Consider the following 26,451-nt stretch of genomic DNA (forward strand, 5'->3'; position numbering starts at 1 on the left):
TGGTAATAAATTGATAAATCGAAAAGAAAATATTAGCCCTACAAAATTGCAATTATGAAAGATGATTGGAAAAAATCACCGCTATTCAAAAAAGCTCAGGACATCTATAAATTGGTAACACATTTAGTACAGGTGGTTGAAAATACAGACATTAAATTCGAAAATGATATTGAATCAGAACTGCTTCAGCATAATCTTGATTATTTGAGAAAGAATGCCATGATTATTCCTGCTAAGATTACAAGAGCTACCAACAAGGACACACCGTATGACTTAAAAATGGAAAGTGCCACTTTGATTAGAAAAGCAGCAAAAGAACTCATTACTGATGTAAGAGGATTAGAAATGTATGGCTATAAAGATGAAGAATACCTCAACCTTTTAAGACAAGATGTTGAAGCATTTAGAATCCTTTTTGCCGAATGGGTAAACACTTTTGATCCTTGGAATTATACTATTGATCGCTGGGGACTTTTTAATCCACCTGGCGTTAATTATGACGATCATGATCCTGATGACGATATTCCTTTTAATCCTGATGATTTTTTTGATGGAAATTGATGCATCTGAATTGGCGTGGACTTTATGGACGGATGCATTGCACAAAGAGATTCGCTGTACGGACGGACGCACTGTACGGACAAGTCGCGACTTGTCCCTACACAAGCGGCTTTATCTCACTATGCTTCACCACATGAGACAACACAATCTGCGTTTTGGTTTCACCATAACTAATCAACTGATCTATAAATGCTTCTAAATGTTTTTGATTTTTCAGAACCACTTCCATCACAATATTTTCGTTTCCTGTAATACGGTAACAATTAACAACCTCATCATAGGTTTTTACCTTCTCTAAAAACGGTTTCAACATGCCCATAAAAGCACGTAATGTAATTAAAGCCTTCAGCTGATAACCAGCTTCAAAAGGTGATATAAAAGTGGTGTAGCCTTGAATTATTTCAGCATCTTCCATTTTTTTAATACGTTCTGAAACTGCTGGAGACGTGATACCTACTTGTCTTCCAATTTCGGCATTAGAGATACGTGCATTTTGCTGCAAACACTTCAAAATCTTCCAATTCAAATTATCTATACTCATTTAAAGATTTTTAACTATAATAACATCATTATTAAAGTAAATATACAAATTTACTTTAAATACAAAAGTTTAATATCAATTTTAGAGCTTAATTTCGTATCGACTGCTATTGAAATTATGAACTACAACCTACCGTCTCATTTAAAGGATTTGCCTGTATACCAAAAGGCCATGGATATTATTGTGTTATCACGCAGTATTTCGACCTATCTCAATCAGGATTTGGTGTATTTAAATACAGATGGTTCTGAGGATGCGTATATTTATTTTACGGGAGATATTATTCAGCAATCGACTAACTTGGCTCCTGAAATTATCAATGCAGAACGCGAACGCTACTCTGATAAAAAACACCAACATCTCGAAACTTTAGACCGCTTAACACATCGTCTTTACAATAATTGTAAACGTTTGGAACATTCTAAAAGTAACGGCAAAGATTTTTTACCAATTCTAAGAGGAGAGTTACGGAAATTCAGAAAACTACAACGCAACTGGATGCTGACGTTGTGAGTATTTACTTTGAAACTATCAAATGCGCATTACTCATAAACCCATTCTGATAGTTCTGAATTTTAGAATTCATCGTATCCGCAGTAATTATAAATTGGCATTTATTAATACTTTCCGACAATCGTAAAATATGGTTATATCCATTATTTCTAGCTAAATAATCGGCATCTTCTAGTGCAAAAATTTGAATTTCCCCTAAGTGAATCCCATTTAAAAAATAAAGTTTACTCAAACGTGCAGGAGTTGCAATGACGATATCTTGACCGTAATACACCTCTGTTTTTTGCTTATCGATATCATATTCATCATAAAGCGCATAGATTCTTAAATCTGTATTCTTGGTGAACCTTTCAAATTCAGTTTTTAGAGCCAAGGCATGCTCTTTATCGTTTACCACAACAATTGCTCTTGGTGAATCTTCATAAGCTTCTGCTTTTAATTTATGAATAATAGCAATAATCAATGCTGTTGTTTTACCACTTCCTTTAGGAGCAATTACATAAGCACTAGAACCTCCTTTTAACGTAGGCAACACTTTTTTCTGAAGTGCATTAGCGGTTTCAAAACCCACATGTTCTAATGATTCTTTTAATAAAGGATGTAATTTTTTGAAAGACATAATGTTATTTAACGATTTGTATTTGTGGCTTATGTGTTATTGGTACACTGCAAGAGTTGGCAATAAAACAAAGGCGATTTGCTTCTGTATGAAGACGAATTGCCAAATCTATTTTATTTTTCTCTAAAATAGTCACAATAGGCGATAATACTATGGAAACAAATGCTCCGCTTCCATCTGGCTTAACTTTTAATTTGCCTGAAGTGTCATCTGTATAATCAATTAAAGTAATCCCATTCTTATCACACAAATACTTATAAGACATCATGTGGCACGATGAAAGTGCTGATAAAAATAAATCTTCAGGATTATGTTTGGTTTGATCTCCTTTAAATTCTTTTGCAGCCGAAACAATAAAAGGTGCTTTATCTTTTATATAAACCTGATGCGTTTTAGAGTTTGAAAACAAATCGGAATCGGCTTTTTTATGTTTAGACGACCAACTTGTTTTTACTTTGAATTCTTTTTCTAGCATGTTTTATTGAATACATCGTGATCCCATTTTGAGGGATTATTTTGAATATAATCTGAAATATGTTGGTAAGCTTTAGTGTTCCTGATAATATGATCGTGAAAGGAACGCTTCCATTTAAATTCTAAAAAACCTGACCTACGAATTAATTTTGATGATGTGGTTTTAAAAGCTCCAACTAATTCTGATAATGATTTTATTTTCACTCCTTTTTCTGAAACTAAACTGCGATCTATTTCTAATATCGCATGCATATGATTTGGCATTACAACTTCGGAATGCATTACAACATATTGATATTGATTTTCTAACCAATTTAATTGGGCTTTTACAATTTCACCAAATGAATTCAATTTCATGATTTTTTGGGATGATTTTTGCACATCGCCTTTATGTACGGACAAGTCGCGACTTGTCCCTACGGCATTATCATTCAAATCAGCATTCGCATTCAAATCGAAATTATCATTCAAATCGGCATTCCCATCAACCACATCACCCAAACAATACCGCATACCATCCACACAAATGGTTATGAAATATAAATTATCGCGCGAATAATCATATCCTTTCATACGATTATGCTTGCGATTTCTCATATATTTTTATTCTTTGAAATGATTATATTTTTTTTGCCCATTGCAATTTTATATCCAATATGCTGTACGGACAAGTCGCCACTTGTCCCTACGGATTGCGGAATCATTGCAAATTCTTTCACAAAACATCGGTACGGACAAGTCGCGACTTGTCCCTACGGAATTACATATTACGACGATACTGCCCTCCAACCTCGAACAATGCTGACGTGATTTGGCCTAAAGAGCATACTTTACAAACTTCCATCAATGCTTCAAAAATATTCTGATTGCTAATGGCTCTTTCTTGAAGGTCTCTTAATAATTCATCAGTATCATGTGCTTCATGAAGATGCTTTAATATTTCAATTTGATATTGTTTTTCTTCTTCCGTCGCTCTAATCACTTCCTTCGGCACAACCGTTGGCGACCCTTTACTACTTAAAAAAGTATTGACACCAATAATTGGGAATTCACCATTATGCTTCAAGGTTTCATAATACAAACTTTCTTCTTGTATTTTAGAACGTTGGTACATGGTTTCCATAGCACCTAAAACGCCTCCACGTTCTGTAATGCGATCGAATTCTAATAAAACAGCTTCTTCAACCAAATCGGTTAATTCTTCAATAATGAAAGACCCTTGAATTGGATTTTCATTCTTAGCTAAACCTAATTCTTTGTTGATAATCAATTGAATGGCCATGGCACGTCTTACAGACTCTTCCGTCGGAGTTGTAATTGCTTCGTCATACGCATTGGTATGTAATGAATTACAATTATCATAAATAGCATACAAAGCTTGAAGCGTTGTACGTATGTCGTTAAAGTCAATTTCTTGAGCGTGCAAACTACGACCCGAAGTCTGAATATGATACTTCAACATCTGAGCTCTAGAGTTGGCTCCGTATTTATTTTTCATGGCTTTAGCCCAAATCTTACGAGCTACACGACCAATAACCGCATATTCTGGATCGATTCCGTTTGAAAAGAAGAATGATAAATTTGGTCCAAACTTATTGATATCCATTCCTCTACTTAAGTAATATTCTACATAAGTAAATCCGTTAGATAAGGTCAACGCTAATTGCGTAATTGGGTTCGCACCAGCTTCTGCAATATGATAACCCGAAATTGACACCGAATAAAAATTACGAACATTATTTTCTATAAAATACTCTTGCACATCTCCCATTAAACGAATGGCAAATTCCGTAGAGAAAATACACGTATTTTGAGCCTGATCTTCTTTTAAAATATCGGCTTGTACAGTTCCTCTAACCTGGGCAATTGTTTTTGTTTTAATATCTAAGTACACATCTGCTGGTAATACTTGATCTCCTGTAAGACCCAAAAGCATTAGGCCTAAACCATTGTTTCCTTCTGGTAATTCACCATTGTACCTTGGACGTTCTTTGCCTTTGTATAGCTTCGCAATTTTTGCTTCAACTTCCTTTTCTAAGCCGTTTTCTTTAATGTAGATTTCACATTGCTGATCGATGGCTGCATTCATAAAAAAACCAAGCAACATAGGTGCTGGCCCGTTAATCGTCATACTCACCGACGTCATTACATCTGCTAGATTAAAACCAGAATATAATTTTTTAGCATCATCTAAGCAACAAATAGAGACACCTGCATTCCCGATTTTACCATAAATATCTGGACGTAAATCTGGATCATTTCCGTAAAGTGTTACACTATCAAAAGCCGTCGATAAACGTTTTGCAGGTAAGCCCATACTTACATAATGAAAACGTTTGTTGGTACGTTCTGGACCACCTTCTCCTGCAAACATACGCGCTGGATCTTCACCTGTTCTTTTAAAAGGATATAATCCTGACGTATATGGAAATTCTCCGGGTACATTTTCTTGTAAACACCATCTTAAAATATCTCCCCAAGCTTGATACTTTGGTAAAGCTACTTTTGGTATTTGTGTATGTGACAATGACTCTGTATGTGTTTCAATTTTTATCTCTTTATCTCTTACTTTAAAAGAATAGATTGGGTTTTTGTATTTGTTTACTTTTTCGTCCCATCCTGTAATAACTTCCCAGTTGTATGGATCTAGATTTAGTTTTACACGGTCAAATTCGGCGATTAATAATTTTATAAAATCTCTCGTTGTGTCATCCTGAACTTGATTAAGGATTTCATCTTCATTTAAGCCTAATTTTCCAATAAAAGACCTTTCGACTGCGCTCAAGGTGACATTACCGACAGAACAGATTGTTTTATATATTCCATATAATTTCTGAGCAACTTCCACTTGGTCGTTAGCTGTTTTGTCGTAAGCTCTGTTGCTTTCTGCAATTTCAGATAAGTAACGTGTACGTGAAGGCGGAATCACAAAAATCTTCTCACTCATTTCATCCGAAATATGAAAAGTCGATTTTAAATCTGCATCTGCCTTTTCAACCAATTTATCCATAATAGCTTTGTAAAGCGTATTCATTCCTGGATCGTTAAACTGAGAGGCTATGGTTCCGTAAACAGGTAAATCGTCTTGATGAACATCCCAAAGATTATTGTTACGCATGTATTGTTTCTTCACATCGCGCAAAGCATCAAGAGAACCACGTTTATCAAATTTATTGATGGCTACTAAATCTGCAAAATCTAGCATATCGATTTTTTCGAGCTGTGTTGCTGCACCAAATTCTGGTGTCATAACGTATAAAGCCACATCACTGTGCTCCATAATCTCAGTATCAGATTGCCCAATACCCGAAGTTTCAAGAATAATTAAATCGTATTCTGCAGCCTTTAAAACCTGAATAGCTTCATTGACATATTTAGATAATGCTAAGTTAGATTGACGTGTTGCTAAACTACGCATATAAACGCGTGGTGAGTTAATCGCATTCATACGAATACGATCACCTAACAATGCTCCACCTGTTTTTCGTTTAGAAGGATCTACAGAAATTAAACCAATTGTCTTCTCAGGAAAATCAATAAGAAAACGTCTTACCAACTCATCTACTAAAGAGGATTTACCTGCTCCACCTGTTCCTGTAATCCCAAGAACAGGACAAGAAACCCCTTCTAGCTTCCCCTGAGGGGAAGAACTCTCACTCAGCTTTGAAAATAGTTCTTCAAATTTATCATGCCTGTTTTCTGCTAATGATATCAAACGTGCTATAGTTTTTACGTCTTTATTCTTTACGGAATTTATCAATTCAGCATTAGACATCTTACTGAGTTCTGAAGCATCTTGGTTACACACTCTAGGTTCTTCCCCTTTGGGAAAGCTAGAAGGGGCTTCCGATTGTTGCACCAAATCATTTATCATACCTTGAAGCCCTAATTCTCTTCCGTCATCTGGAGAATAGATTCTGGTGATGCCATAATCCATCAATTCTTTGATTTCTTCTGGAAGAATAACTCCACCTCCTCCACCGAAGATTTTAATATGTTCTGCTCCTTTTTCTTTAAGCAAATCGTACATATATTTAAAGTACTCATTGTGTCCGCCTTGGTAAGAGGTCATTGCAATAGCATTTGCATCTTCTTGAATTGCTGTATTTACGACTTCTTCTACACTTCTATCGTGACCTAAATGAATTACTTCGACTCCTGTAGATTGAATGATGCGACGCATTATATTGATGGCAGCATCGTGCCCATCAAATAAAGAGGCAGCAGTTACAATTCTTATTTTATATTTTGGCTTGTATGGTGGCACTTGTATCATTCTTAATAAATGTTGAATTTAGAGCCACAAATTTACGGAATATTCAAAAAATTAAAGCAATAATCAACAAATATCTAAAACTTATAAAAAGTAAGTGACACTGGCAATTTTAATTACTTTTAACACTTAATTTCAGATTACTATGATGCATCAGATTACACTTCTTATTCATTGTGAAGACCAACCAAATATAATTGCCTTAGTTACTAATTTCATCTCTAATAGAGAAGGCAACATCATATACATAGATCAGCATGTAGATAGAGAACAGAATATCTTTTTTATGCGTTTGGAATGTGAATTTAATTCTGCTTCCTTTTCTATTGAAAAATTCAAACAATTATTTAGCACTACTTTGGCAGATACCTTTCAACTTAAATGGAACATATTTGAAGCAGACAAAAAACCAAAAATGGCATTATTTGTCTCTAAATATGACCATTGTTTGTATGATATTTTAGGACGCTACAACTCTGGAGAATTACATTTAGAAATTCCATTTATTCTAAGTAATCACAGCGACTTAAAACCAATTGCTGACAGCTTTAAAATTCCATTTTATCATGTTCCTATCAGCAAAACAACAAAAATTGAAGCTGAACAAGAACAATTAAGACTCTTAGAATTACATCAAATCGATTTTATCGTTTTAGCACGATATATGCAAATTGTTTCAGGCACTTTAATTCATAAATATCCGAATAGAATTATAAATATTCACCATTCATTTTTACCTGCTTTTGTTGGCGCGAAACCTTATCATTCAGCTTACAAACGTGGTGTTAAAATTATAGGAGCCACAAGTCATTACATTACTGAAGAGCTTGATGCAGGACCGATTATAGAACAAGACGTAACGCATGTATCTCACTCTCATTCTATTAAAGACTTAATTGCGAAAGGCCGTGATTTAGAAAAAATCGTATTATCTAATGCTATTAAACTTCACGCCAATAGAAAAGTAATGGTTTATGATAATAAAACGGTGATATTTTCATAAAAAACCTCAGTAATTAACAAGGATATTCCTGTTTTAAGAAAAGTTATTAAAAATTTATTCACAAAAATTATGTTAATTTTTTAATTTTTTTTTATAAATTGCCGACCCGTTTGTTGAAAACAATAAACATCCCTCGAATCTACTGCATACTTAATATTAACTCGTATCCTAACTAAAAGTTAATTGTGACCCTTGTGATTTATTTGCGTCTAATAAGATGTAAGAGACCTATGTCTCTAAAAAAATGTAATCCATTAACTAATTAATTTTTATCCATGAAAACAAAACTATTATTATTTGTCTGCTTTATTGCTGGCATCGGATTTTCTCAAGCCCAAGGCTTACCAACCAACCCTGAACCAGGTAAATGCTATGTAAAATGTATTACAAAGGATACCTTTAAAGAAATTGAAGAGACGATACAAACGTATCCGGCTTACACCACATTAAAAGTAATACCTGCAACTTACAAAACTGTTGAAGAACGTGTTTTAATAAAAGAAGCTTCTAAAAAGTTTGTCTATGTGCCTGCTACTTACGAAAACGTTGACGTCCCTTACGTTAAACAAGCGAGCCGTAATGATTTAAAAGTTGTCCCTGCTTCTTTTGGAAATGACTCTAGAACTTTTGAAGTTTATCCAAAAACATCTGGATGGGAATATAAGATTTTAGAAGATTGTCCTTCTGTAAACAAAGATGACTGTGTTGCAGCTTGTTTCGTTGAATATCCTGCACAATCGAGAGATGTTGGATTTACAACATTATCTTCAGACGCAAGTACAAACTCTATTCCTGTGCCAGAGCAAACAACAACGTACACAAAACGTGTGGTTAAAACACCTGCAAGAATGGATGAAATTGAAATTCCTGCTGAATACAAAACGATTAAAAGACGTGTTATTGATACACCTGCATCAACAACGACTAACACTATTGCTGCTCAATACCAAACGGTTACAAGAACTGTTTTAGACAAGAAAGGTGGTATTACTACTTGGGAAGAAGTTGATTGTGAGTTATTAGATCCAAACGTATTACCTGTTTTTTATGAATTAGGTAGCGCAAGATTAACTCCTGCATCTAAAAAGACTATTGATGATACTTTATTACCAATCTTATCTGGTTCTGCAGTAAGCATCGAAATCATGTCTCATACAGATTCTAGAGGAAATGACGATTTTAACCAATCTTTATCTCAACAAAGAGCTAATTCTGTAGTTAACTATTTAGTATCTAAAGGAATCTCTCGAAGCAGATTAACTGCAAGAGGTTTTGGTGAAACACGTTTAACAAACAGATGTTCTAACGGTGCTGATTGTTCTGAAACACAACACCAAAGAAACAGACGTACTGAGTTTAGAGTTTTAAGTAACTAATACTTAAGACTAAATAAACGTTTAGCGTTTACATATAAAAAAGAGCTCCAATTCGGGGCTCTTTTTGTATTTACACTGTTATGATATGACTTATAGTACTTTTACATCTGAAAATTATGTGTCGATTATTAGCGTTGAAGTTTTACAAGACCTTAGAGATAGACACAATAATCACACATCATTTTTTATTCGTCTAATGCTTTAATTGATTCCGGTATTTTTTCAATGTTGCCATGAGCCTATGAATAAATTGCTTCAGATAGTAAGCCATTAACAATATGTTTTAAAAAAATCACATCGCCTGAATCCTCATTTCCAATGACAATGCTGTTTTCTGGAAATCCTTTCTATTTTCTTGCGTTTTTTGTTTCAAGCGCAATATAGTTGCAGGTTCGGCTTATTCATTTTTTATCAGATGTATCGAAAAAAGGATGAAGCTAAAAAAAGAATTCATCTGAATCTATTTCGCCACCATTAGGTGCCATCATTCGGGTTTTGAAGTCCATTGGAAATTCCACCTTTCATTCATACTGCGTTTCGCTGATATATTTTTAGTCAATTGGAAATGTCATAATTGGATTTACTTAAATTCTAAATAACGACTTAAGCTATTAGAAATACACAGTTTTAAATTACTGTTTTCCAAAAAAAGTAGCCTAATTTTAAATTTATAGAGAACTGTAGATAGCTACTTATGGGAATTGATAATTAATTAGCTACGGTCTGGTTGAGCGCAGTCGAGACCTACAAGAAGCACATCAATAGTTCTCGCCTGCGCTCGAACGGACAATTATTAATAATTCAAATATCAAAAAATTAATTATGATTAATTCTTAGTGCGTATTTAACTACTCACCTCTGTAAATTTATTTAATTCTCACTAAAACAGACATCACTAATTACTTTACTCGTTTTTGTATGTGATAAACAGGGTAAGACACCACTTTTTTCTCGGCTTTAATGCCGTAATTGTCTTCAAGATCAGATTGCATGAGTTGAAAGAATTTGTAATGAAAATCCCAGTCGTGAAGTCCTAAGCTTAATTCACTATCGTCTGGCACAATTACTGGCATGTCTAATACATGTGCTAATTGATATGCCATATCTTTTAGAGATACGTTATCTGCTTTAATCTGAGAATCGCCAACTAAATATTGAGAGTTATTTTTTCCCCAATCAATTTGGTCGGTATCCCAAAACTTAGGTGTGTCGATCACAAAACTGATGCCTTCGCCTTCATTATATTTTCTCTCAACACCAAGCTCCATTTTAGTAATAAGCTTAAATGCCAAATTCTCGCCAGTGTTGAATGGCTTTTTAAAATAAATTTCATAATTGGTATTTAAACCTTCCTCTAATACAATTTGATTCTTATAAATTTTAGCTAAGTAACCTACAATCTGTTTTAACGACCCTGACAATTTCAAATAATCATCATTAGTAATGACCATTAAATCCTCGTCATTACTATTAATAAATTTTATTTCTAAATCCTCGATTGGCATGTACTCAGCGATGCTTTCTTCTTCTAAAGAAACCACGTTAAAAAAGGTTTTTAAGGACGTGGTTGTTTTTTGTTGTCTTAAATATTTAGCAACGATGTCCTTCTTTAAATCTGGCGCACCACCTTTCCATAATACTTTTCCTTCGGCATTAAACAAAACACCTTCTGGCAGTACAGAAACGTTATACTTTTTAAAGGTTTCTTTATTATAATCAATAGCGACTGCTAGACCATTCGGTTTTTTCTTCAAAAATTTCTCAACAATTAATGGGTTTTCGCTTGTTAAGGATACCACATAAAAATCGCTTGGAAATTGCTTTTGCAACACTCCCAAGTGTTCTTTTGCGGTAATACAAGGACCACACCACGTAGCCCAAAAATCTACAAAATAGAGTTTATTGCCATCTGCTGATGCAATTGTAGATTCCTGTAAAAATTCTGAAACTTTAATTTGACCAAAAGAATAAGTTGCTGTTAGGACACAAATTATAATTAATGTAAAGCGTTTTTTCATAAAACAACTCATAATATATTATACAATTTATCAATGACTAATCAAATACTATGCTAAAAATAAACAATTATTGATATAGTTAATGTTTCAACGTATTTTAAAGCTGAAAATTATCACCTTCTTTAGCAAATTTGAAACCGAGACTCTGAATACTATCCTTTAAAGCATTTTTATCCCTTATAGTAGGATTGGTGTGATTGAAATGAATAAAATAAATTTTATTTTTTGTTACTAAATCTTCATCCTGAAATAAGGTCGTAGTCTCAGTAGTAAAAGGATGTGGAATTTCACTCATATCTCTATTTAATTCACCATCTCTAAAAAAGGAAGCATCGAGAAATGCATAATCCACTTTTTTGACTTCTTCAATAATATTTCTCTCCCATTTTTCCCATTTATCAATATCTGGAATAAATAAAGCCGTTTTATTTTTACCAATAATTTTATAACCGACGGTTTCTGAATATTCATCACGATGTGGCACAAGGATGGGTTTTACTTCAAGCCTATTATTCAAATTAATAGTTGAGTCATTTTTTAAGCGTTGTAATTCAATATTGTTCTTATTAACCAATTGGCTCCATGGTCCGTTTGTTTCTAAGTAATTTTTCATTCTCGGCATTACATAAACAGGAATCTTATCACTGCCCAAAGCTTCTAAACCTAAATACATTAAACCTGTATAATGCCCAATATGCGCATGTGTTAAAAACACACCATCTATGATGTAACCATTATCTAAATGGTCTTTTTTTAATATTTCGGTTTGTTCTCCAATGTTTGGTGTAGCATCGAAAAGCCATTTTTGTTTCGCCTCTAAATCAATCAAGCCTAAACATGATACGAGTTTCTTTGATTCTTCCGACTTATAGTAAGCGGCACAACATTCTTTTTCGCAATTAATTTGAGGATATCCAGCATCTTGTGCAATACCAAGAACTGTAATATACTGCTTATACGGATTTAGATTTTTTTCAGCAATCGACGACGTGCAACTAAATGCAGAAATACATAAGATTAAGATTAATATTTGGACTGATTTCAATTGTATAATTTATCTTTGCTAAAGATATAAAACCTTAACTCATGATGAAAAGAATATTTGCCGTACTTATAATTTTTAACCTAACGGCTTGTGCAGAATTACAACAAGTGGTGGATTCTTTGCCAGAAGGCACTAGCAGTGTGCTTGGCAATGCGGATATTGCAGCCGGATTAAGACAAGCTCTAGATTTAGGGATCGATAAACAAGTGACTAAGTTAACATCTGAGGATGGTTTCTTTAAAAACGACTTGGTTAAAATAGTCTTGCCTGCGGAATTACAAAAAGTGGACGACGGTTTACGAAAAATTGGTTTAGGAAATTTGGCTGATGAAGGCTTAAAAGTTTTAAACAGAGCAGCTGAAGATGCTGTTAAAGAAGCGACTCCTATTTTTGTAAATGCTGTAAAGGATATCACTTTTGATGATGCTAAAACCATCCTTTTGGGAGAAAGTAATGCTGCTACAAATTATTTAACCTCTAAAACACAAACGCAACTTTACGATAAATTTAAACCAGTCATTAGTGCTTCTTTTAGTAAAGTTGGTGCTGATAAAATTTGGGATAATCTTATCACAAAATATAATAACATTCCTTTTACAAATAACGTCAGTACCGATTTAACAGACTATGTTACCAATGAAGCGTTAAAAGGTGTTTACACCATGATTGCTGTTGAGGAAAAAGAAATTAGAAGTAAAGCGTCTTCTCGTAGTACAGATTTATTGAAGAAGGTGTTTGCTTTGCAGGATTAACATATTGGTCTGACAACGAATAGTTATCCTACAAACGAAAAATAGCTTTGTCGTGTAAATTTCAGCGCTTGTCACAACAGTGAATTAAAACGTCGGTATCCTTAAAATATCGACTTTTTTTAATGCTTAATCATAAAGCGATTCAAAATAGCGATAAGACTTTAACAAACGGCTACCATACCAAGAAAACAGTTCTCCATCTACAACTTTAACTGTCTTGCTGAGGAATTGAGATTGTAATTCTAAAACATGTGTTTCTTTAAACGGAAAAGGTTCACTCGACAAAAAAATTAAGTCTGCTTCTTGCAATTTGGAATGGCTTAAATCGATTTCAGGATAGCGTTTTTCATCCTTAAACACATTTACAAAACCAGCTTCTAATAGCATCACATCAATAAAATTATCTGAGGCAGCCACCATCCAAGGTTTTTTCCAAATAAAATAGGCTACTTTTAATGGTGTTTTTGTTTTAATACGACTTCGGAAAGCTTCGCGTTCCTTTTGAATATGTCCAATTAATTCTGACGCTTTTTCTTCAACTTGAAATAGTTCACCATACATTTTAATCAATTCAAAACAATCCTCAAGATTATAAATATCACTGATATGAATTGGCGCAACACCATCTAGTTGCTCTACGATGGCTTTGGTATTTTCCTCTTTATTGCAAAGCACAATGTCTGGCCTAAGCGCTTTTATTTTTTCAATATGAATTTGTTTTGTACCACCAACAACGTTCTTAAACAATCTTAAATGCTTTGGATGCACACAAAATTTTGTAACTCCAACTATGGACGCTTCTAAACCTAAATCGACTAACAGTTCCGTTTGCGAAGGCACTAACGAAACGATTCGCTTTGGTACTTTTTGTAGTTGAATAGTACGATTAAGTTGGTCAGTATGCGTCATAGATATTGTAAAAACCAGTTGAAATTACTAAACTAAAAAGAATTATAATCACAAAAACACCCCTAAAGTCCCCTCAAGGGGACATTCTACGTATTCAATTTTTTAATTAATGACGACTCAGTTCAAGAGTCATCTGCAATTGCAACTCTTCCGCTTTTTTTGCAGCAGCTTCTGCAAAATCTTCATCTTGAGACGCATAAATAATACCTCTTGAAGAATTAATTAATAGGCCTACAGCGTCATTCATACCATATTTACAAACCTCTTGTAGGTTTCCACCTTGGGCTCCAACACCTGGCACTAACAAAAAACTTTCTGGAATAATGTTGCGAATATCCGCTAAGAATTCTGCCTTAGTAGCACCAACCACATACATCAAGTTTTCTGAATTTTTCCAAGATTTAGAGGTTTCTAAAACGTGTTTGTACAACTCAACGCCATCTACAGTTTTAGTTTGAAAATCGAATGCACCTTGGTTAGAAGTTAATGCCAAAAGAATGGTGTGTTTATCCTTAAAAGCCAAGAACGGTTCTACCGAATCTTTTCCCATATATGGCGCAACCGTAACACTATCGAAGCCTAAGTCTTCAAAAAAAGCTTTGGCATACATGGTACTTGTATTACCAATATCGCCTCGTTTGGCATCTGCAATCGTATAAATTTCAGGGTAATTTTCGTTTAGGTAATTAATCGTTTTCTCTAAAGCTTGCCAACCTTTTATGCCGTAGGCTTCGTAAAATGCTGTGTTGGGTTTATAAGCCACACAGAGGTGATGCGTGGCATCGATAATGGCTTTATTAAAATCAAAAATAGGATCTTCTTCTTTTAATAAGTGCTTTGGGATTTTATTTAAATCGACGTCTAAGCCTATGCAGAGGAAGGATTGCTTTTTTTTGATTTGGGTTGTTAGTTGTTGTGTTGTCATTGATTAATCCATATAAAATGAAAAAGTAATAAAAGAATGATCATCCTCAGTTTGAAAGATCATATAATAAAAATCGCTGAGCATATCATCCGTAAAACGAATAGAAACCTTTTCATCTAAGACTTCTGTACTAATTCGATTATTATTTAGTGCACTCTTAATGCCTTCGTCGTCAAAACCCTCAATTAAATTGGTAATCCAAATCACTTGATCAAAAATTAATTGCTTATCTGTTTCAAAATCTAACAATCGATCGTAAATGAAAGATGCGGATAACTCAAAACTATCACAACCCCCTCTTTTTAAGGATAAATACCAATCATCGTTTAAACTAATTTCGGCAGTCTTAGAATCAGCATCCCATTTATAGCCTTCTAATTCTTTAATACCCTTTAGAAATGCATCTGTTTGTGTTGCTTGATCGAAAATACATTCGTTTTCTAAGGTCTCTTTTCTTGTCTCATTTTGAGCGGCACCTTTCAAATTACAAAGCATCAACACTAGCAGAAAAATATAATGAGTGTATGGTTTCATATCAATGGGTCGTTTTAAAAACAACGCTCTATTTTAGTCGCTTTCGGATTTTACATGAGCACTCGTTACAAACGAGCGCTAGCAGTGAGATATTAAAATTCAAAATATATTACTGATTCATAAGATTCCTGCTTTCGCAGGAATTTTAAATCACATTATCATTAGCTTTCAACAACTCCGTGTTTTCAGCTAACATTAATTCGTCTATTATTTTTTGAATATCACCATTAATGATATTTGATAAATCGTAAAGTGTTAATCCAGGAACTCTATGGTCTGTAACACGTCCTTGCGGATAATTGTAGGTTCTAATTTTAGCACTTCTATCACCAGAACTTACCATACTTTTTCGTTTTTCTGAATCTGCGGCTTGTTGTTTCGCCAATTCTAAATCGTACAATCGAGAACGTAATACCTTAAGAGCTTTCTCTAAATTTTTATGTGATGATTTCTGATCTTGACAACTCACAATCATACCTGTTGGCTCGTGATGCAACTTAATTGCTGAATACGTTGTATTTACGGATTGACCACCAGGACCTGTTGATGTGGTACGTTCAATACGTACTTCAGTCATATCTAATTCGTAATCAAACTCTTCTGCTTCTGGTAACACCATTACTGTTGCAGCACTTGTGTGCACACGTCCTTGAGTTTCTGTTTGTGGTACACGTTGTACACGATGCACACCAGCTTCAAATTTTAAAGTTCCGTAAACATCTTCACCAGACACCTCAAAAATAATTTCTTTAAATCCACCAGAGGTTCCGTCGCTTGTGCTTACCACATCAACTCTCCAGCCTTTATCGCTACAGTATTTAGAATACATTCTGTATAAATCACCTGCAAAAATACTCGCTTCATCTCCACCTGTTCCTGCTCTGACTTCAACCACTACATTTTTAGCATCATCTGGATCTTTAGGAATGAGCATAAAACGAATCTCTTCTTCCATCTTGTCAATAGATACCTTAGCTTCATCGAGTTGCATCTTGGCCATTTCTACCATTTCGGCATCAGAACCATCAGCAATAATCTCTTCAGCTTCAGCCAAATTATCTAAGGCTTCTTTATAAATTTCGCCTTTATCAATGATTAATTTAAAATCCTTGTATTCTTTCATCAGCTTGGCATAGCGCTGCTGATCTGATATAATATCTGGCTGAATAATCAGGTCATTGATCTCATCAAAACGTTGCTTTATAATCTGTATTTTCTCTAACATCTATGTTCAAAAATTGAATTTCAAAAATACGATAAAAATAAGAAATTAGACCGCTTCACTTTTTAAAAAAAAAGAACATAGACCGCTACGCTTTTAGATTATAGAACAAAGATTTAATTGTAACTCACTGATTATAATTTGTGATTTTATTTAACCAATTAAAGATTAAATGTATTTTTCTCTTTTCTCTAAATTAATTGAAATTCATTTTTTTACAGAAAATAAATCGCACTTAAATAACGTTAGCCTAGAACGATGCATCGTTTCCTAGCTATACTCGCTTTTTACAAAACATTTGTGGTTTGGTCTTTTATTGCAAATACCATTATTGCGTTTTTTAATCCGCATATCGGACCTGCAATTGCCACCAAACTATGTCTTACGGTTTTTGCATGGTATTACATCAATGAAACACCTAATAGACGTAAATTAACGTTTTATAAAAACATAGGTATATCGTCTCTAAAGCTATTTTCTACCATGTTTATTGTCGATTGTATTTTAACCGTTAGTTTTCTTCTTATTTTTAAGGAATTCATCTAAACACAAGTTTTAAAATTGATATTTGAACTCGACAATGTAGAACTCTACTTTAAAAACGAACGTATTTTAAACGGTATTTACCTAAAAGCGGAAACTGGAAAAGTAACAGCCATTTTAGGCAGTAATGGCTGTGGAAAAAGTAGTTTGCTCAATATTGCTTTTGGGAACTTAAAACCGAAATATAAGTTGGTTAGAATAGACAACAAACCACTTCTAAAACCTTTATACAACACAGGTATTGCTAAGTATTTACCACAGTATCATTTTATTCCTGATGATATGAAACTGAGCTTTGTTTTTAAACTCTATAATTTAGATTGGACTAATTTTACATCACATTTTAAGGCTTTTTCAATTTATGAAAACTTAAAATTTAAAGCCTTATCTGGTGGCGAAAGACGCATTATTGAAACGTATGTTATTCTGAAATCAAAAAGTAAAATTGTGTTTTTAGATGAACCTTTTTCGCACTTATCACCTTTACATATTGAAAGTGTAAAAGACATGATTGCTGAAGAAAAAAAAGAAAAAGCGATTATTATTTCAGATCATATGTACCAGCACATTATTGAAGCGTCTGATACTATTTATTTGCTTAAAAATGGGACTACAAAACGCATTGGTAAATTGAATGAGCTGGAAGATTACAGGTATCTAAGCGATGGCAGTCTGTAATTATGGATCAGTAGACGTCTTCATAATATTATCTAAATCCACTACCACTCCGACTCCTAAAATCTGTTTCCATTGTAATTTTGCACCAACAAGGACCGTTTCTTCATTTGTAATTTCGTTGGTTTCCACCTCTACTTTAATATCATTATCATATCTTAGATGTGAACCAAATGTGGCTCTGACATATTTATTGACTTTCATATCAAAATTGACTTCCCATTCAATATCTATGTTACCGAAATTATTAAGGTAGTCCGTATATAAGCGCAATAGACTTCTCACATTTATATTTTCAAAAACTTCTTGTTGGTATTGGTTGGTTAATAGGATTCCTAGTTCTTGTCGTACCTTTTTTCCCTCCCTTATAAGATTACCTTCTAAATCGTAGATGGCAGGATCAACACCAAAAGCACCTCTGTTGGCTAAATCGTCATCTAAAACAAACGTTGTTTTTAGTGTAAAGGGTGAAGCATAGAATGATAAACGCTCAATAAAGCGACCGTACTCCATTCCTAATCCAAAAAACATATAACCTGGTGCCATTAGGCGCGATATAGGCTCGTCTCTATTCGGGTAATTAAATCCATTAGCCAACTGCGTATTAAAACTAAACCTGGCGGAGTAGAACCAATTACTTTCTGGATTTTTTTCTAAACCTACATTTGAAATCACCTCGATAACATCGTCCGTTTTTCTGATGTTAGCATCTTCCTGCTTATTAAGACCATAGCGGACATTGAAGTCAGAATTCCAAAACCATCTTTCTTGTTTATATCTGGCAGTCGCTCTTCCTGTAAGAATACCTGAAATTGAATTGGTACCACCAGAATTCCAATTGGTAAACGACACTTGATTTAGATCGAAACCCACTTCTTTTTTGGTGGTCCAACCTAATTTAGCGGCTTTCTTTTTTGTCTTATTCTGAAAATACAATGAATCTGGCTGCGCAAACAATGTTACAGGACAAATGAGGCATAAACCAAAGGTGATCCATAAAAAGTTATTAATTCTAAACATGTACTTAAACAGATCTAAGTTTTAAATTGATAGCGTATGTCTTTTCAATTTATGAATCCACTGTCGGCCTCTGCAGTATTGTCATTACACAACACTACATAGTATATAAGTAATGCCATTGCTAGAATATGAAAGAAGCAATCAATTTGAAACGCTAAATAAAATTGTTCGTAATAGCCTATCATTAATAAGACATCTGACAGAAAAAAAGCAATTATGGCTCCTAAGAAAATATCATTTTTTTTGGAGTAATCATTTAAACTGGTTAATACTGTAAACAGCACGAGTAAAAATGTTGACAATGCATAGGTGTAAAACAATACCTCATGGAATAGTCCAAAAATTGTAAAATCTATAAGCTCGGATAGCTGAATTGCCAAGAATATGCAAGACACAAATAAAATAAAAATAGTAACTAATACAAAAGGTGTGAGTTGCTTTACTGATATTTTTTTAGATAAATGAACACATAAAAGCGCATTAATAATTATAAACGTTATGAATCTTAAAAAACAAAACCACTTTGCTTCATAGTCTAACAGAGCTAAATCTGCAATCAGTAGTAGCGCAAAAATTAAAGAAAAAAATAGCTTTTTTTTAACTTTAAATGATAAAAACCAACCAAAAATAATAACTGTAGTAATACTTCTTGTAATTCGCCATTCTTGCAAATCAAAAGATTGTGCCAAAACCACATTAATTAGAATTAATAAACTTACTCCAATAATAAAATAAGAAAGATTCACTCCTTCCCTATTTTTACTTAACCCGTTGCTGCTTGTATTCAAAAATCCCTTCTTCAATTGTATTACTTAATTTTCTATTTTCAACCTTTTACTCTCATCAAATAATACCACATAATAAATTAATAATGCAATAGCCATTATTTGAAAAAATCGTTCTATTTGGATCACAATGTATAAATCTTCATAATAACCTATCATTAACAAAATATCGGAAGCTAAAAATGCGACGACTGTTGCTAAAAAAACATCCATTTTTTTAGAATACTCATTAAGATTATAAACGACAGTGAGAAATACTAATAAAAACGTGGTTAGCGTATAAAAGTAATAAAGAAACTCATGAAATCTGCCAAAAACGGTAAAATCAATTAATTGTGCTAAATTTTCAATTAAAAACACACAGGATAAAAAGATGACAAAAATTACAGCCAAAGCAAAAGGCTTCAACTTTTTAAAGAATGATTTATTAAAAAGATGATAGCTTAATAACAAATTCATAATGATATAGGTAACAAATCTCAGAAAACAAAACCATTTGTTTTCATAATTAAATAGACCAACATCTGATAAAAGAATTAGCGCAAGAATTATACTAAAAAGCCTTTTATGCTTTAATCTCAGAGATAAAAACCCAATAAAAAATATAAGCGTTGTTGCAATCCTAACCACTCTTAAGCCTTGCATCTCAAACAAAAATCCGGCTGCGATATTAAGAGCTATTAATACAATCGTAATAATAAGAAAAGGAGTGAAGTTAAAGTTTCTTTTTTTGGGGAAACTTTCATTCTCCTTAGCTGTATTCAAAAGTTCCATAGTCACTTTTTATCGTTAATCTTTTAGTATTTGACGTTTCTACCCTACCAATTATTTTAGCATCAACATTAAAGGACTTTGAAATTTTAATAATTTCATTGGCAACTTCTGGTGTTACATATAATTCCATGCGATGCCCACAATTAAATACTTGATACATTTCTTTCCAATCGGTTTTAGATTGTTCTTGTATCAATTTGAATAACGGAGGTACTGCAAACATATTATCCTTTACAATATGAAGATTTTCTATAAAATGAAGTATTTTAGTTTGTGCTCCACCACTGCAATGCACCATACCATGAATAGCATCACTATTATAGGTATTTAAAATGGCTTTTATAATTGGTGCGTAAGTACGTGTTGGCGATAAAACCAATTTACCAGCATCTATAGGTGCGTTTTCAACGGCATCTGTAAGTTTCATTTGACCAGAGTAAACCAAATCTTCTGGCACACTGGCATCAAAACTTTCTGGATATTTTTCGGCTAAGTATTTAGAAAACACATCATGTCTTGCTGATGTTAATCCATTACTTCCCATGCCACCATTGTATTCGGTTTCGTAAGTAGATTGTCCAAAAGATTCTAAACCAACAATCACGTCTCCGGCTTTAATATTGGCATTATCGATGACATCACTTCGCTTTATACGTGCTGTAACTGTAGAGTCTACGATAATTGTTCTAACCAAATCACCAACATCGGCAGTTTCACCTCCTGTGGAATGAATGGTAACACCAAATGATTTCAGATCTTCAATTAATTCTTCTGTTCCGTTAATAATGGCAGAAATGACTTCGCCTGGAATTAAGTTCTTATTTCTGCCAATAGTTGAGGACAGCATAATATTGTCCGTTGCACCGACGCAAAGTAAATCGTCAATATTCATAATTAAAGCATCTTGTGCAATGCCTTTCCAAACCGAAAGGTCTCCAGTTTCTTTCCAATACATATAAGCTAATGAGGATTTTGTACCAGCACCATCAGCATGCATTATTAAGCAAAAATCAGCATCGTTTGTAAGATAATCTGGCACTATTTTACAGAATGCCTGCGGAAATAGACCTTTATCAATATGTTTTATAGCGTTGTGAACATCTTCTTTGGATGCAGAAACACCTCTTTGCGCATATCTTTTACTCACCGAATTACTCATAACACTATGTGATTAATATTGTTGCTGCAAAAGTAAGAATTGCGTTTAATTATAAGGAATGATTAGGTTGGAATTAATTACGGTTTTCATTTTTCTTCGTAGCGCTTCTTTTTTCTTGTTGCCACCGAAGTAAATATTGAGTCCTAAACCTGCTCTTAGTAGCACATCATTAAAATCTCCTGCTACCAGTCCATCGAGCTCATCCGTAAACATATAATTATATTCTCCAAATAATTTTAAACCTACACCTTCAGTAATAATTAACTCCAAACCTAAGCCACCTTGAGCTTTTGTAGCAGTACTTTCAAAATCGTTAGAAGAATTATAACCACCTCCGGCAAATATGTAGGGAGAAAACTTGGTATAAGGACTGAATAGAAATTCAAAATTTAAATCGAAAGACATAAAACCTTCATTAGATATGTCCTTTATTGCAACATTGTATTTATTAAACGTAACATTAAGATTTAAGTGACTTGTAAGATGATGTTTGTAACCTATTCTAAAATAAGCTTCAAACTGAGGATCCTCATAATCGGCACCTACTATTGCTGTACCTGCGCCCAAGTCTACCGCATGAGATCCTCGAAAATTAAAAAAGGCATATCTACGATTAATAGATTTTTCACTTTGTTCATCATCATTTTGAGAAAACCCAAAATTAGAAAAAGCAAAAGCAATAACTAGAGCATATAAAATAATACTGAATTTTGGAATCATATACCTTTTATTAAAAGGTAAGTTTATTCCATAGAAGATTTTAAAAAGGGCGGCACTATAAAACAATAACAAGATAACACTTAACGATTCTTAAAACAAAAAAAGGATGAAACCGAAACATCGATTTTATCCTTTATCTTAACGACTAATAAAAGTCTAATTTTTAAGATTCTGCTTGAAGCTTTGCTTGCACATTCACCACTGATTCTTTTGTTACTTTATTTAAGTCTTCAGTTTTATCCTGAGAAAGAATTAAGGTTGCGCCAACAAGAATAGCTACACTAAGTAGTAACTTTTTCATTTTTACAAGTATTGATTAATAGCAGGACAAAAATACAACTTAAACCTTTTTCAAAAATGACTATTTTCAATTATTTATTGTGATATTAGTACCTTTTCGACAACTAGTTTGAAGTCATCGACAAACGACACAATTTACATTTTTTTTCTACAATTTTATACGTAGAACTACGTACGTCAAAACAAAAAACCTACAGTAAACCGCTGAAATATCATCATTTAGTAAATAAAAGCTCGCGATATTTGGTTAATGGCCATAGCTCATCATCGATCATTAACTCTAATTTATCGCAATGGTATCTGATCTTTTCAAACAAGGGTTTTACCTCATTACAATACCCACTAGCTTTCTTTTCAATATCAGTTTGTTTATTATTCTTTTTACGCGCATCTGTCATCTGCGTTACTAAAGAATTAATAGCTTCGATATGATGCGAAATTTCCTGAATGAGTGACAATTGCTCCTTAGCTAAATCCTTAAAACGCTCTCCATAAATGGTTTTAAGTCCTGTGACATTTTCGATTAAAATATTTTGATAGCGCACTGCTGTTGGCACCACATGATTCCTTGCAATATCACCAATAACACGACTCTCAATTTGAATATGAAGGCTGTATTCTTCCATTTCAATTTCGTAACGTGCTTCGGACTCTACTTTATTCATAACACCCAAACTATCAAAAAGTGCAATAGTGGATTTTGCTTTTTTAATTTTTAAAGCTTCAGGTGTTGTTTTATTATTACTTAGACCTCGTTTTTTAGCTTCCTTTTCCCAAGCTTCGCTATAACCATTACCCTCAAAAAGAATCGCTTTAGACGTTTTAATGTATTCTCTTAACACATTAAAAATAGCATCATCTTTCTTCATTGACTTTTCATCAATCAAAGCATCTACTTCAATTTTAAAATCGATTAATTGCTTGGCCACAATAGTATTTAAAACCGTCATAGGACTGGCGCAGTTTGCTGAAGAACCAACCGCTCTAAATTCAAACTTATTACCCGTAAAGGCAAAAGGAGACGTTCTATTTCTGTCCGTATTGTCTAATATCACTTCCGGAATTTTACCTACCACATTTAACTTTAAATCGGTTTTTTCTTGAGGAGACAACTTACCTTTCGTAACTGTTTCTAATTCTTTTAGCACCTTAGTTAATTGCTCTCCTATAAAAACTGAAATTATAGCAGGTGGTGCCTCATTTGCTCCTAAACGATGGTCGTTACTTGCAGATGCTATGGCAGCTCTCAGCAACTCTTCATAAGTTTGTACTGCTTTAATGGTATTAATAAAGAAGGTTAAAAACTGAAGGTTACTCATTGGTGTTTTTCCTGGCGACAATAAATTAACTCCTGTATTGGTGCTTAAACTCCAATTATTGTGCTTTCCTGAACCGTTGACACCAGCAAAAGGCTTTTCGTGCATGAGCACTGTAAAATTATGACGCTTCGCAATTTTTTGCATAATATCCATTAATAAGGCATTATGATCTACAGCTAAATTTGCTTCTTCATATATAGGAGCCAATTCAAACTGGTTTGGTGCTACTTCATTGTGTCTTGTTTTAACAGGAATTCCTAACAGCATGCATTGGTGTTCTAAGTCGCGCATATAAGCCATCGCTCTGCCAGGTATAGATCCGAAGTAATGATCATCGAGCTGTTGTCCTTTTGCTGGCGAATGTCCAAACACGGTTCGTCCAGTTAATAAAATATCTGGTCGAGATGTGGCGAGAGCACTATCAATTAAAAAATACTCTTGCTCCCATCCTAGCGATGCATTTACTTTTTTTACATTTTTATCGAAATATTTACAAACTGCCACAGCAGCACTATCTACAACTTGTAAAGCTCGTAAAAGAGGAGTTTTATAATCTAAGGCTTCACCTGTATAAGATACGAATACTGTAGGTATACATAACGTTGAATCGTATATAAAAGCAGGAGATGTTGGATCCCAAGCTGTGTAACCTCTAGCTTCAAATGTATTTCTAATACCTCCATTAGGAAAACTAGAAGCATCAGGTTCTTGCTGTACTAATTGATTACCACCAAATTTTTCAATAGCCAAACCACCACCAATAGTTTCAAAAAAGGCATCATGTTTTTCGGCCGTTGCGCCTGTTAAAGGCTGGAACCAATGGGTGTAATGTGTTGCGCCTTTAGTAATAGCCCATTCTTTCATTCCTGTGGAAATATGATCTGCAACAAGACGATCTATCTTTGTGCCTTTTTCTATAGCTTCTAAAACACTATCTAATGCCGTTTTGGTTAAATATTGACGCATAGCGACCTCATTGAACACATTAGATCCAAAAATTTCGGAACGACGTTTCTTTATTTTAATATTTATTGGCTTTCGCTTTAAAGCCGCTTTTACAGCATGAAATCTCAATGTTGACATATCAGTAATATTTTGAGACAAAAATACAAAATATTTAAAAATTAGATCGAAGCCCACCTAAAAATAGGGTTATCAACAATAATTCATAACATTTCGTCTAAAATGCCCTATTTTTTTTGACCAATAAAAAAAAATCGCAATATTTGTATCTATATTTTAAGATTCAAAGAACATTTTTTATTATGGCAAAAATTAAATTAGAATACATTTGGTTAGATGGTTATTTTCCAACTCAAAATTTGAGAAGTAAAACCAAAGTCGAAGAGCATGAAAACTTTAAAGGCACAATTGAAGAATTAGGAATGTGGTCTTTTGACGGATCATCTACAAGACAAGCGGTAGGTGGATCTTCTGATTGTTTATTGAAACCTGTAGCAATTTATCCGGATCCAGACAGAATTAATGGATATTTGGTAATGACAGAAGTTTTAAATGCAGATGGAACTCCTCACGTTTCAAATGGTAGAGCTACTATTGATGATGATGACAATGATTTTTGGTTTGGTTTTGAGCAAGAGTACTTCATTATGGATACCAAAACGCAATTACCATTAGGATTCCCTATTGGTGGATATCCTGCACCACAAGGTATGTATTATTGCTCAGTTGGTGGAAAAAACACTCATGGTAGAGGCTTAGTTGAAGAGCATGCCGATTTATGTATCAAAGCTGGTTTAAACTTTGAAGGTATTAACCAAGAGGTCGCATCAGGACAATGGGAATTTCAACTGTTTGCAAAAGGCGCTAAAAAAGCTGGTGATGAAATTTGGATAGCGAGATATTTATTAGACCGACTCACTGAGAAATACGGCTATTATATTGAATACCACCCAAAACCATTAGGTAAGGATATGGATTGGAATGGCTCTGGTATGCACGCTAACTTCTCAAACGAAGTTTTAAGAACCTGCGGAGATAAAGAAACATATGCAAAAATTTGTGAAGCTTTTAGACCCGTTGTAAAAGAGCACATCGCCGTTTATGGTGAATTTAATGACCAACGATTAACAGGAGATCACGAAACTGCTGCTATTACCGATTTCTCTTGGGGAGTTTCTGATAGAGGTGCCTCAATTCGTATTCCAATTATCGTAGTCGAAAAAGGCTGGAAAGGTTGGTTAGAAGATAGAAGACCAGCTTCCAATGCTGACCCTTATAAAATTGCTGGTAGAATTATAAAAACTGTAAAAAGTGCTAATATTACGTCTTAAGTAAATATTATAAATTAAATCTAAAGAGGCTTACAGTTAAATTACTGTAAGCCTTTTTTTTGTGCTTTATTATAAAATTTTAAATGCTTTTTGATGG

At 33.7% G+C, this 26,451-nt stretch carries 26 protein-coding genes; 8 read left to right on the forward strand and 18 right to left on the reverse strand.

What is annotated here, in order from left to right:
- The first annotated feature begins 54 nt into the window (after window positions 1–54).
- Window positions 55–561, forward strand: a complete 507-nt coding sequence (locus AB8B52_RS00710) for a hypothetical protein (RefSeq protein ID WP_406024231.1) — start codon at window positions 55–57, stop codon at window positions 559–561.
- 97 nt (window positions 562–658) lie between these two features.
- On the opposite strand, the gene AB8B52_RS00715 is transcribed toward AB8B52_RS00710, so the two are convergent.
- Entirely contained in the window at window positions 659–1,102 is a 444-nt protein-coding gene (locus AB8B52_RS00715) for an Lrp/AsnC family transcriptional regulator (protein WP_406024233.1), read from the reverse strand.
- Window positions 1,103–1,219: 117 nt separating this feature from the next.
- Here AB8B52_RS00715 and AB8B52_RS00720 point away from each other — a divergent pair, with 117 nt between their 5' ends.
- Window positions 1,220–1,615, forward strand: coding sequence for a hypothetical protein (locus AB8B52_RS00720; RefSeq protein ID WP_406024235.1), 396 nt, complete (start codon window positions 1,220–1,222; stop codon window positions 1,613–1,615).
- Between the two features lie 4 nt (window positions 1,616–1,619).
- Here AB8B52_RS00720 and AB8B52_RS00725 read toward each other — a convergent pair whose 3' ends face one another.
- From AB8B52_RS00725 to AB8B52_RS00740, 4 genes are all read right to left on the reverse strand, one after another.
- The gene (locus AB8B52_RS00725) at window positions 1,620–2,234 is read right to left on the reverse strand and encodes a DEAD/DEAH box helicase (RefSeq protein ID WP_406024237.1); all 615 of its coding nucleotides are present in this window, start codon (window positions 2,232–2,234) and stop codon (window positions 1,620–1,622) included.
- Between the two features lie 4 nt (window positions 2,235–2,238).
- Window positions 2,239–2,709 (reverse strand): OsmC family protein, encoded by a 471-nt coding sequence (locus AB8B52_RS00730; RefSeq protein WP_406024239.1) that lies wholly within the window; start codon window positions 2,707–2,709, stop codon window positions 2,239–2,241.
- Window positions 2,703–3,305 (reverse strand): transposase, encoded by a 603-nt coding sequence (locus tag AB8B52_RS00735; RefSeq protein ID WP_406024241.1) that lies wholly within the window; start codon window positions 3,303–3,305, stop codon window positions 2,703–2,705. The genes AB8B52_RS00730 and AB8B52_RS00735 overlap by 7 nt, the downstream gene beginning before the upstream one ends.
- 163 nt (window positions 3,306–3,468) lie before the next feature.
- On the reverse strand, window positions 3,469–6,984 hold the full coding sequence (locus AB8B52_RS00740) for a methylmalonyl-CoA mutase family protein (protein ID WP_406024243.1): 3,516 nt from the start codon (window positions 6,982–6,984) through the stop codon (window positions 3,469–3,471).
- A gap of 145 nt (window positions 6,985–7,129) precedes the next feature.
- Between AB8B52_RS00740 and purU the strand changes: the two genes are divergently transcribed.
- Complete coding sequence (gene purU, locus AB8B52_RS00745) at window positions 7,130–7,984, forward strand: formyltetrahydrofolate deformylase (RefSeq protein ID WP_406024312.1); 855 nt, start codon at window positions 7,130–7,132, stop codon at window positions 7,982–7,984.
- Between the two features lie 275 nt (window positions 7,985–8,259).
- On the forward strand, window positions 8,260–9,360 hold the full coding sequence (locus tag AB8B52_RS00750) for an OmpA family protein (protein ID WP_406024246.1): 1,101 nt from the start codon (window positions 8,260–8,262) through the stop codon (window positions 9,358–9,360).
- Between the two features lie 899 nt (window positions 9,361–10,259).
- Here the strand turns inward: AB8B52_RS00750 and AB8B52_RS00755 are convergent.
- Together AB8B52_RS00755 and AB8B52_RS00760 are read right to left on the reverse strand one after the other, a co-directional pair.
- Window positions 10,260–11,378, reverse strand: a complete 1,119-nt coding sequence (locus tag AB8B52_RS00755) for a TlpA family protein disulfide reductase (protein WP_406024248.1) — start codon at window positions 11,376–11,378, stop codon at window positions 10,260–10,262.
- 97 nt (window positions 11,379–11,475) lie between these two features.
- A complete protein-coding gene (locus AB8B52_RS00760; protein WP_406024250.1) occupies window positions 11,476–12,423 on the reverse strand; it encodes an MBL fold metallo-hydrolase in 948 nt (315 codons plus the stop codon).
- 41 nt (window positions 12,424–12,464) lie between these two features.
- Here AB8B52_RS00760 and AB8B52_RS00765 point away from each other — a divergent pair, with 41 nt between their 5' ends.
- Window positions 12,465–13,175 (forward strand): DUF4197 domain-containing protein, encoded by a 711-nt coding sequence (locus tag AB8B52_RS00765; protein ID WP_406024252.1) that lies wholly within the window; start codon window positions 12,465–12,467, stop codon window positions 13,173–13,175.
- 126 nt (window positions 13,176–13,301) lie between these two features.
- Here AB8B52_RS00765 and AB8B52_RS00770 read toward each other — a convergent pair whose 3' ends face one another.
- From AB8B52_RS00770 to prfA, 4 genes are all read right to left on the reverse strand, one after another.
- A complete protein-coding gene (locus tag AB8B52_RS00770) occupies window positions 13,302–14,084 on the reverse strand; it encodes an ABC transporter substrate-binding protein (RefSeq protein WP_406024254.1) in 783 nt (260 codons plus the stop codon).
- A gap of 106 nt (window positions 14,085–14,190) precedes the next feature.
- Window positions 14,191–15,009 carry an orotidine-5'-phosphate decarboxylase gene (gene pyrF / locus AB8B52_RS00775; protein WP_406024256.1) on the reverse strand — a complete coding sequence of 273 codons (819 nt, stop codon included), beginning with the start codon at window positions 15,007–15,009 and terminating at the stop codon, window positions 14,191–14,193.
- A gap of 3 nt (window positions 15,010–15,012) precedes the next feature.
- A complete protein-coding gene (locus AB8B52_RS00780; protein WP_406024258.1) occupies window positions 15,013–15,543 on the reverse strand; it encodes a hypothetical protein in 531 nt (176 codons plus the stop codon).
- A gap of 145 nt (window positions 15,544–15,688) precedes the next feature.
- A complete protein-coding gene (gene prfA / locus AB8B52_RS00785) occupies window positions 15,689–16,768 on the reverse strand; it encodes a peptide chain release factor 1 (protein WP_406024260.1) in 1,080 nt (359 codons plus the stop codon).
- 255 nt (window positions 16,769–17,023) lie between these two features.
- Here prfA and AB8B52_RS00790 point away from each other — a divergent pair, with 255 nt between their 5' ends.
- Window positions 17,024–17,311: a hypothetical protein gene (locus tag AB8B52_RS00790; RefSeq protein ID WP_406024262.1), complete on the forward strand. Its 288-nt coding sequence runs from the start codon at window positions 17,024–17,026 to the stop codon at window positions 17,309–17,311.
- A gap of 15 nt (window positions 17,312–17,326) precedes the next feature.
- Complete coding sequence (locus tag AB8B52_RS00795) at window positions 17,327–17,986, forward strand: ABC transporter ATP-binding protein (RefSeq protein ID WP_406024264.1); 660 nt, start codon at window positions 17,327–17,329, stop codon at window positions 17,984–17,986.
- Here the strand turns inward: AB8B52_RS00795 and AB8B52_RS00800 are convergent, their stop codons facing one another.
- From AB8B52_RS00800 to AB8B52_RS00830, 7 genes are all read right to left on the reverse strand, one after another.
- The gene (locus AB8B52_RS00800) at window positions 17,987–19,003 is read right to left on the reverse strand and encodes a DUF3078 domain-containing protein (protein WP_406024266.1); all 1,017 of its coding nucleotides are present in this window, start codon (window positions 19,001–19,003) and stop codon (window positions 17,987–17,989) included.
- Window positions 19,004–19,047: 44 nt separating this feature from the next.
- Window positions 19,048–19,806 (reverse strand): hypothetical protein, encoded by a 759-nt coding sequence (locus tag AB8B52_RS00805; protein ID WP_406024268.1) that lies wholly within the window; start codon window positions 19,804–19,806, stop codon window positions 19,048–19,050.
- A 9-nt stretch (window positions 19,807–19,815) separates the two neighbouring features.
- The gene (locus AB8B52_RS00810; RefSeq protein ID WP_406024270.1) at window positions 19,816–20,247 is read right to left on the reverse strand and encodes a hypothetical protein; all 432 of its coding nucleotides are present in this window, start codon (window positions 20,245–20,247) and stop codon (window positions 19,816–19,818) included.
- Between the two features lie 292 nt (window positions 20,248–20,539).
- Window positions 20,540–21,721 (reverse strand): AIR synthase related protein, encoded by a 1,182-nt coding sequence (locus AB8B52_RS00815; RefSeq protein ID WP_406024272.1) that lies wholly within the window; start codon window positions 21,719–21,721, stop codon window positions 20,540–20,542.
- A 45-nt stretch (window positions 21,722–21,766) separates the two neighbouring features.
- On the reverse strand, window positions 21,767–22,441 hold the full coding sequence (locus AB8B52_RS00820; RefSeq protein ID WP_406024274.1) for a Curli production assembly/transport component CsgG: 675 nt from the start codon (window positions 22,439–22,441) through the stop codon (window positions 21,767–21,769).
- A gap of 163 nt (window positions 22,442–22,604) precedes the next feature.
- A complete protein-coding gene (locus AB8B52_RS00825; protein ID WP_406024276.1) occupies window positions 22,605–22,742 on the reverse strand; it encodes a hypothetical protein in 138 nt (45 codons plus the stop codon).
- 214 nt (window positions 22,743–22,956) lie between these two features.
- Window positions 22,957–25,143 (reverse strand): glutamine synthetase III, encoded by a 2,187-nt coding sequence (locus tag AB8B52_RS00830; RefSeq protein WP_406024278.1) that lies wholly within the window; start codon window positions 25,141–25,143, stop codon window positions 22,957–22,959.
- A 182-nt stretch (window positions 25,144–25,325) separates the two neighbouring features.
- On the opposite strand from AB8B52_RS00830, the gene AB8B52_RS00835 reads away from it, so the two are divergent.
- Window positions 25,326–26,354 (forward strand): glutamine synthetase beta-grasp domain-containing protein, encoded by a 1,029-nt coding sequence (locus AB8B52_RS00835; protein ID WP_406024280.1) that lies wholly within the window; start codon window positions 25,326–25,328, stop codon window positions 26,352–26,354.
- The last annotated feature ends 97 nt before the right edge of the window (window positions 26,355–26,451 follow it).

The sequence above is a fragment of the Winogradskyella sp. genome (assembly GCF_045105575.1).
GTDB lineage: Bacteria > Bacteroidota > Bacteroidia > Flavobacteriales > Flavobacteriaceae > Winogradskyella.

Coding starts and splice junctions, on each gene's coding strand:
- AB8B52_RS00710 (WP_406024231.1), top strand. CDS start 55: ATGAAAGATGATTGGAAAAAATCACCGCTATTCAAAAAAGCTCAGGAC.
- AB8B52_RS00715 (WP_406024233.1), bottom strand. CDS start 1,102: ATGAGTATAGATAATTTGAATTGGAAGATTTTGAAGTGTTTGCAGCAA.
- AB8B52_RS00720 (WP_406024235.1), top strand. CDS start 1,220: ATGAACTACAACCTACCGTCTCATTTAAAGGATTTGCCTGTATACCAA.
- AB8B52_RS00725 (WP_406024237.1), bottom strand. CDS start 2,234: ATGTCTTTCAAAAAATTACATCCTTTATTAAAAGAATCATTAGAACAT.
- AB8B52_RS00730 (WP_406024239.1), bottom strand. CDS start 2,709: ATGCTAGAAAAAGAATTCAAAGTAAAAACAAGTTGGTCGTCTAAACAT.
- AB8B52_RS00735 (WP_406024241.1), bottom strand. CDS start 3,305: ATGAGAAATCGCAAGCATAATCGTATGAAAGGATATGATTATTCGCGC.
- AB8B52_RS00740 (WP_406024243.1), bottom strand. CDS start 6,984: ATGATACAAGTGCCACCATACAAGCCAAAATATAAAATAAGAATTGTA.
- purU (WP_406024312.1), top strand. CDS start 7,130: ATGCATCAGATTACACTTCTTATTCATTGTGAAGACCAACCAAATATA.
- AB8B52_RS00750 (WP_406024246.1), top strand. CDS start 8,260: ATGAAAACAAAACTATTATTATTTGTCTGCTTTATTGCTGGCATCGGA.
- AB8B52_RS00755 (WP_406024248.1), bottom strand. CDS start 11,378: ATGAAAAAACGCTTTACATTAATTATAATTTGTGTCCTAACAGCAACT.
- AB8B52_RS00765 (WP_406024252.1), top strand. CDS start 12,465: ATGATGAAAAGAATATTTGCCGTACTTATAATTTTTAACCTAACGGCT.
- AB8B52_RS00770 (WP_406024254.1), bottom strand. CDS start 14,084: ATGACGCATACTGACCAACTTAATCGTACTATTCAACTACAAAAAGTA.
- pyrF (WP_406024256.1), bottom strand. CDS start 15,009: ATGACAACACAACAACTAACAACCCAAATCAAAAAAAAGCAATCCTTC.
- AB8B52_RS00780 (WP_406024258.1), bottom strand. CDS start 15,543: ATGAAACCATACACTCATTATATTTTTCTGCTAGTGTTGATGCTTTGT.
- prfA (WP_406024260.1), bottom strand. CDS start 16,768: ATGTTAGAGAAAATACAGATTATAAAGCAACGTTTTGATGAGATCAAT.
- AB8B52_RS00790 (WP_406024262.1), top strand. CDS start 17,024: ATGCATCGTTTCCTAGCTATACTCGCTTTTTACAAAACATTTGTGGTT.
- AB8B52_RS00800 (WP_406024266.1), bottom strand. CDS start 19,003: ATGTTTAGAATTAATAACTTTTTATGGATCACCTTTGGTTTATGCCTC.
- AB8B52_RS00810 (WP_406024270.1), bottom strand. CDS start 20,247: ATGAATTTGTTATTAAGCTATCATCTTTTTAATAAATCATTCTTTAAA.
- AB8B52_RS00815 (WP_406024272.1), bottom strand. CDS start 21,721: ATGAGTAATTCGGTGAGTAAAAGATATGCGCAAAGAGGTGTTTCTGCA.
- AB8B52_RS00820 (WP_406024274.1), bottom strand. CDS start 22,441: ATGATTCCAAAATTCAGTATTATTTTATATGCTCTAGTTATTGCTTTT.
- AB8B52_RS00825 (WP_406024276.1), bottom strand. CDS start 22,742: ATGAAAAAGTTACTACTTAGTGTAGCTATTCTTGTTGGCGCAACCTTA.
- AB8B52_RS00830 (WP_406024278.1), bottom strand. CDS start 25,143: ATGTCAACATTGAGATTTCATGCTGTAAAAGCGGCTTTAAAGCGAAAG.
- AB8B52_RS00835 (WP_406024280.1), top strand. CDS start 25,326: ATGGCAAAAATTAAATTAGAATACATTTGGTTAGATGGTTATTTTCCA.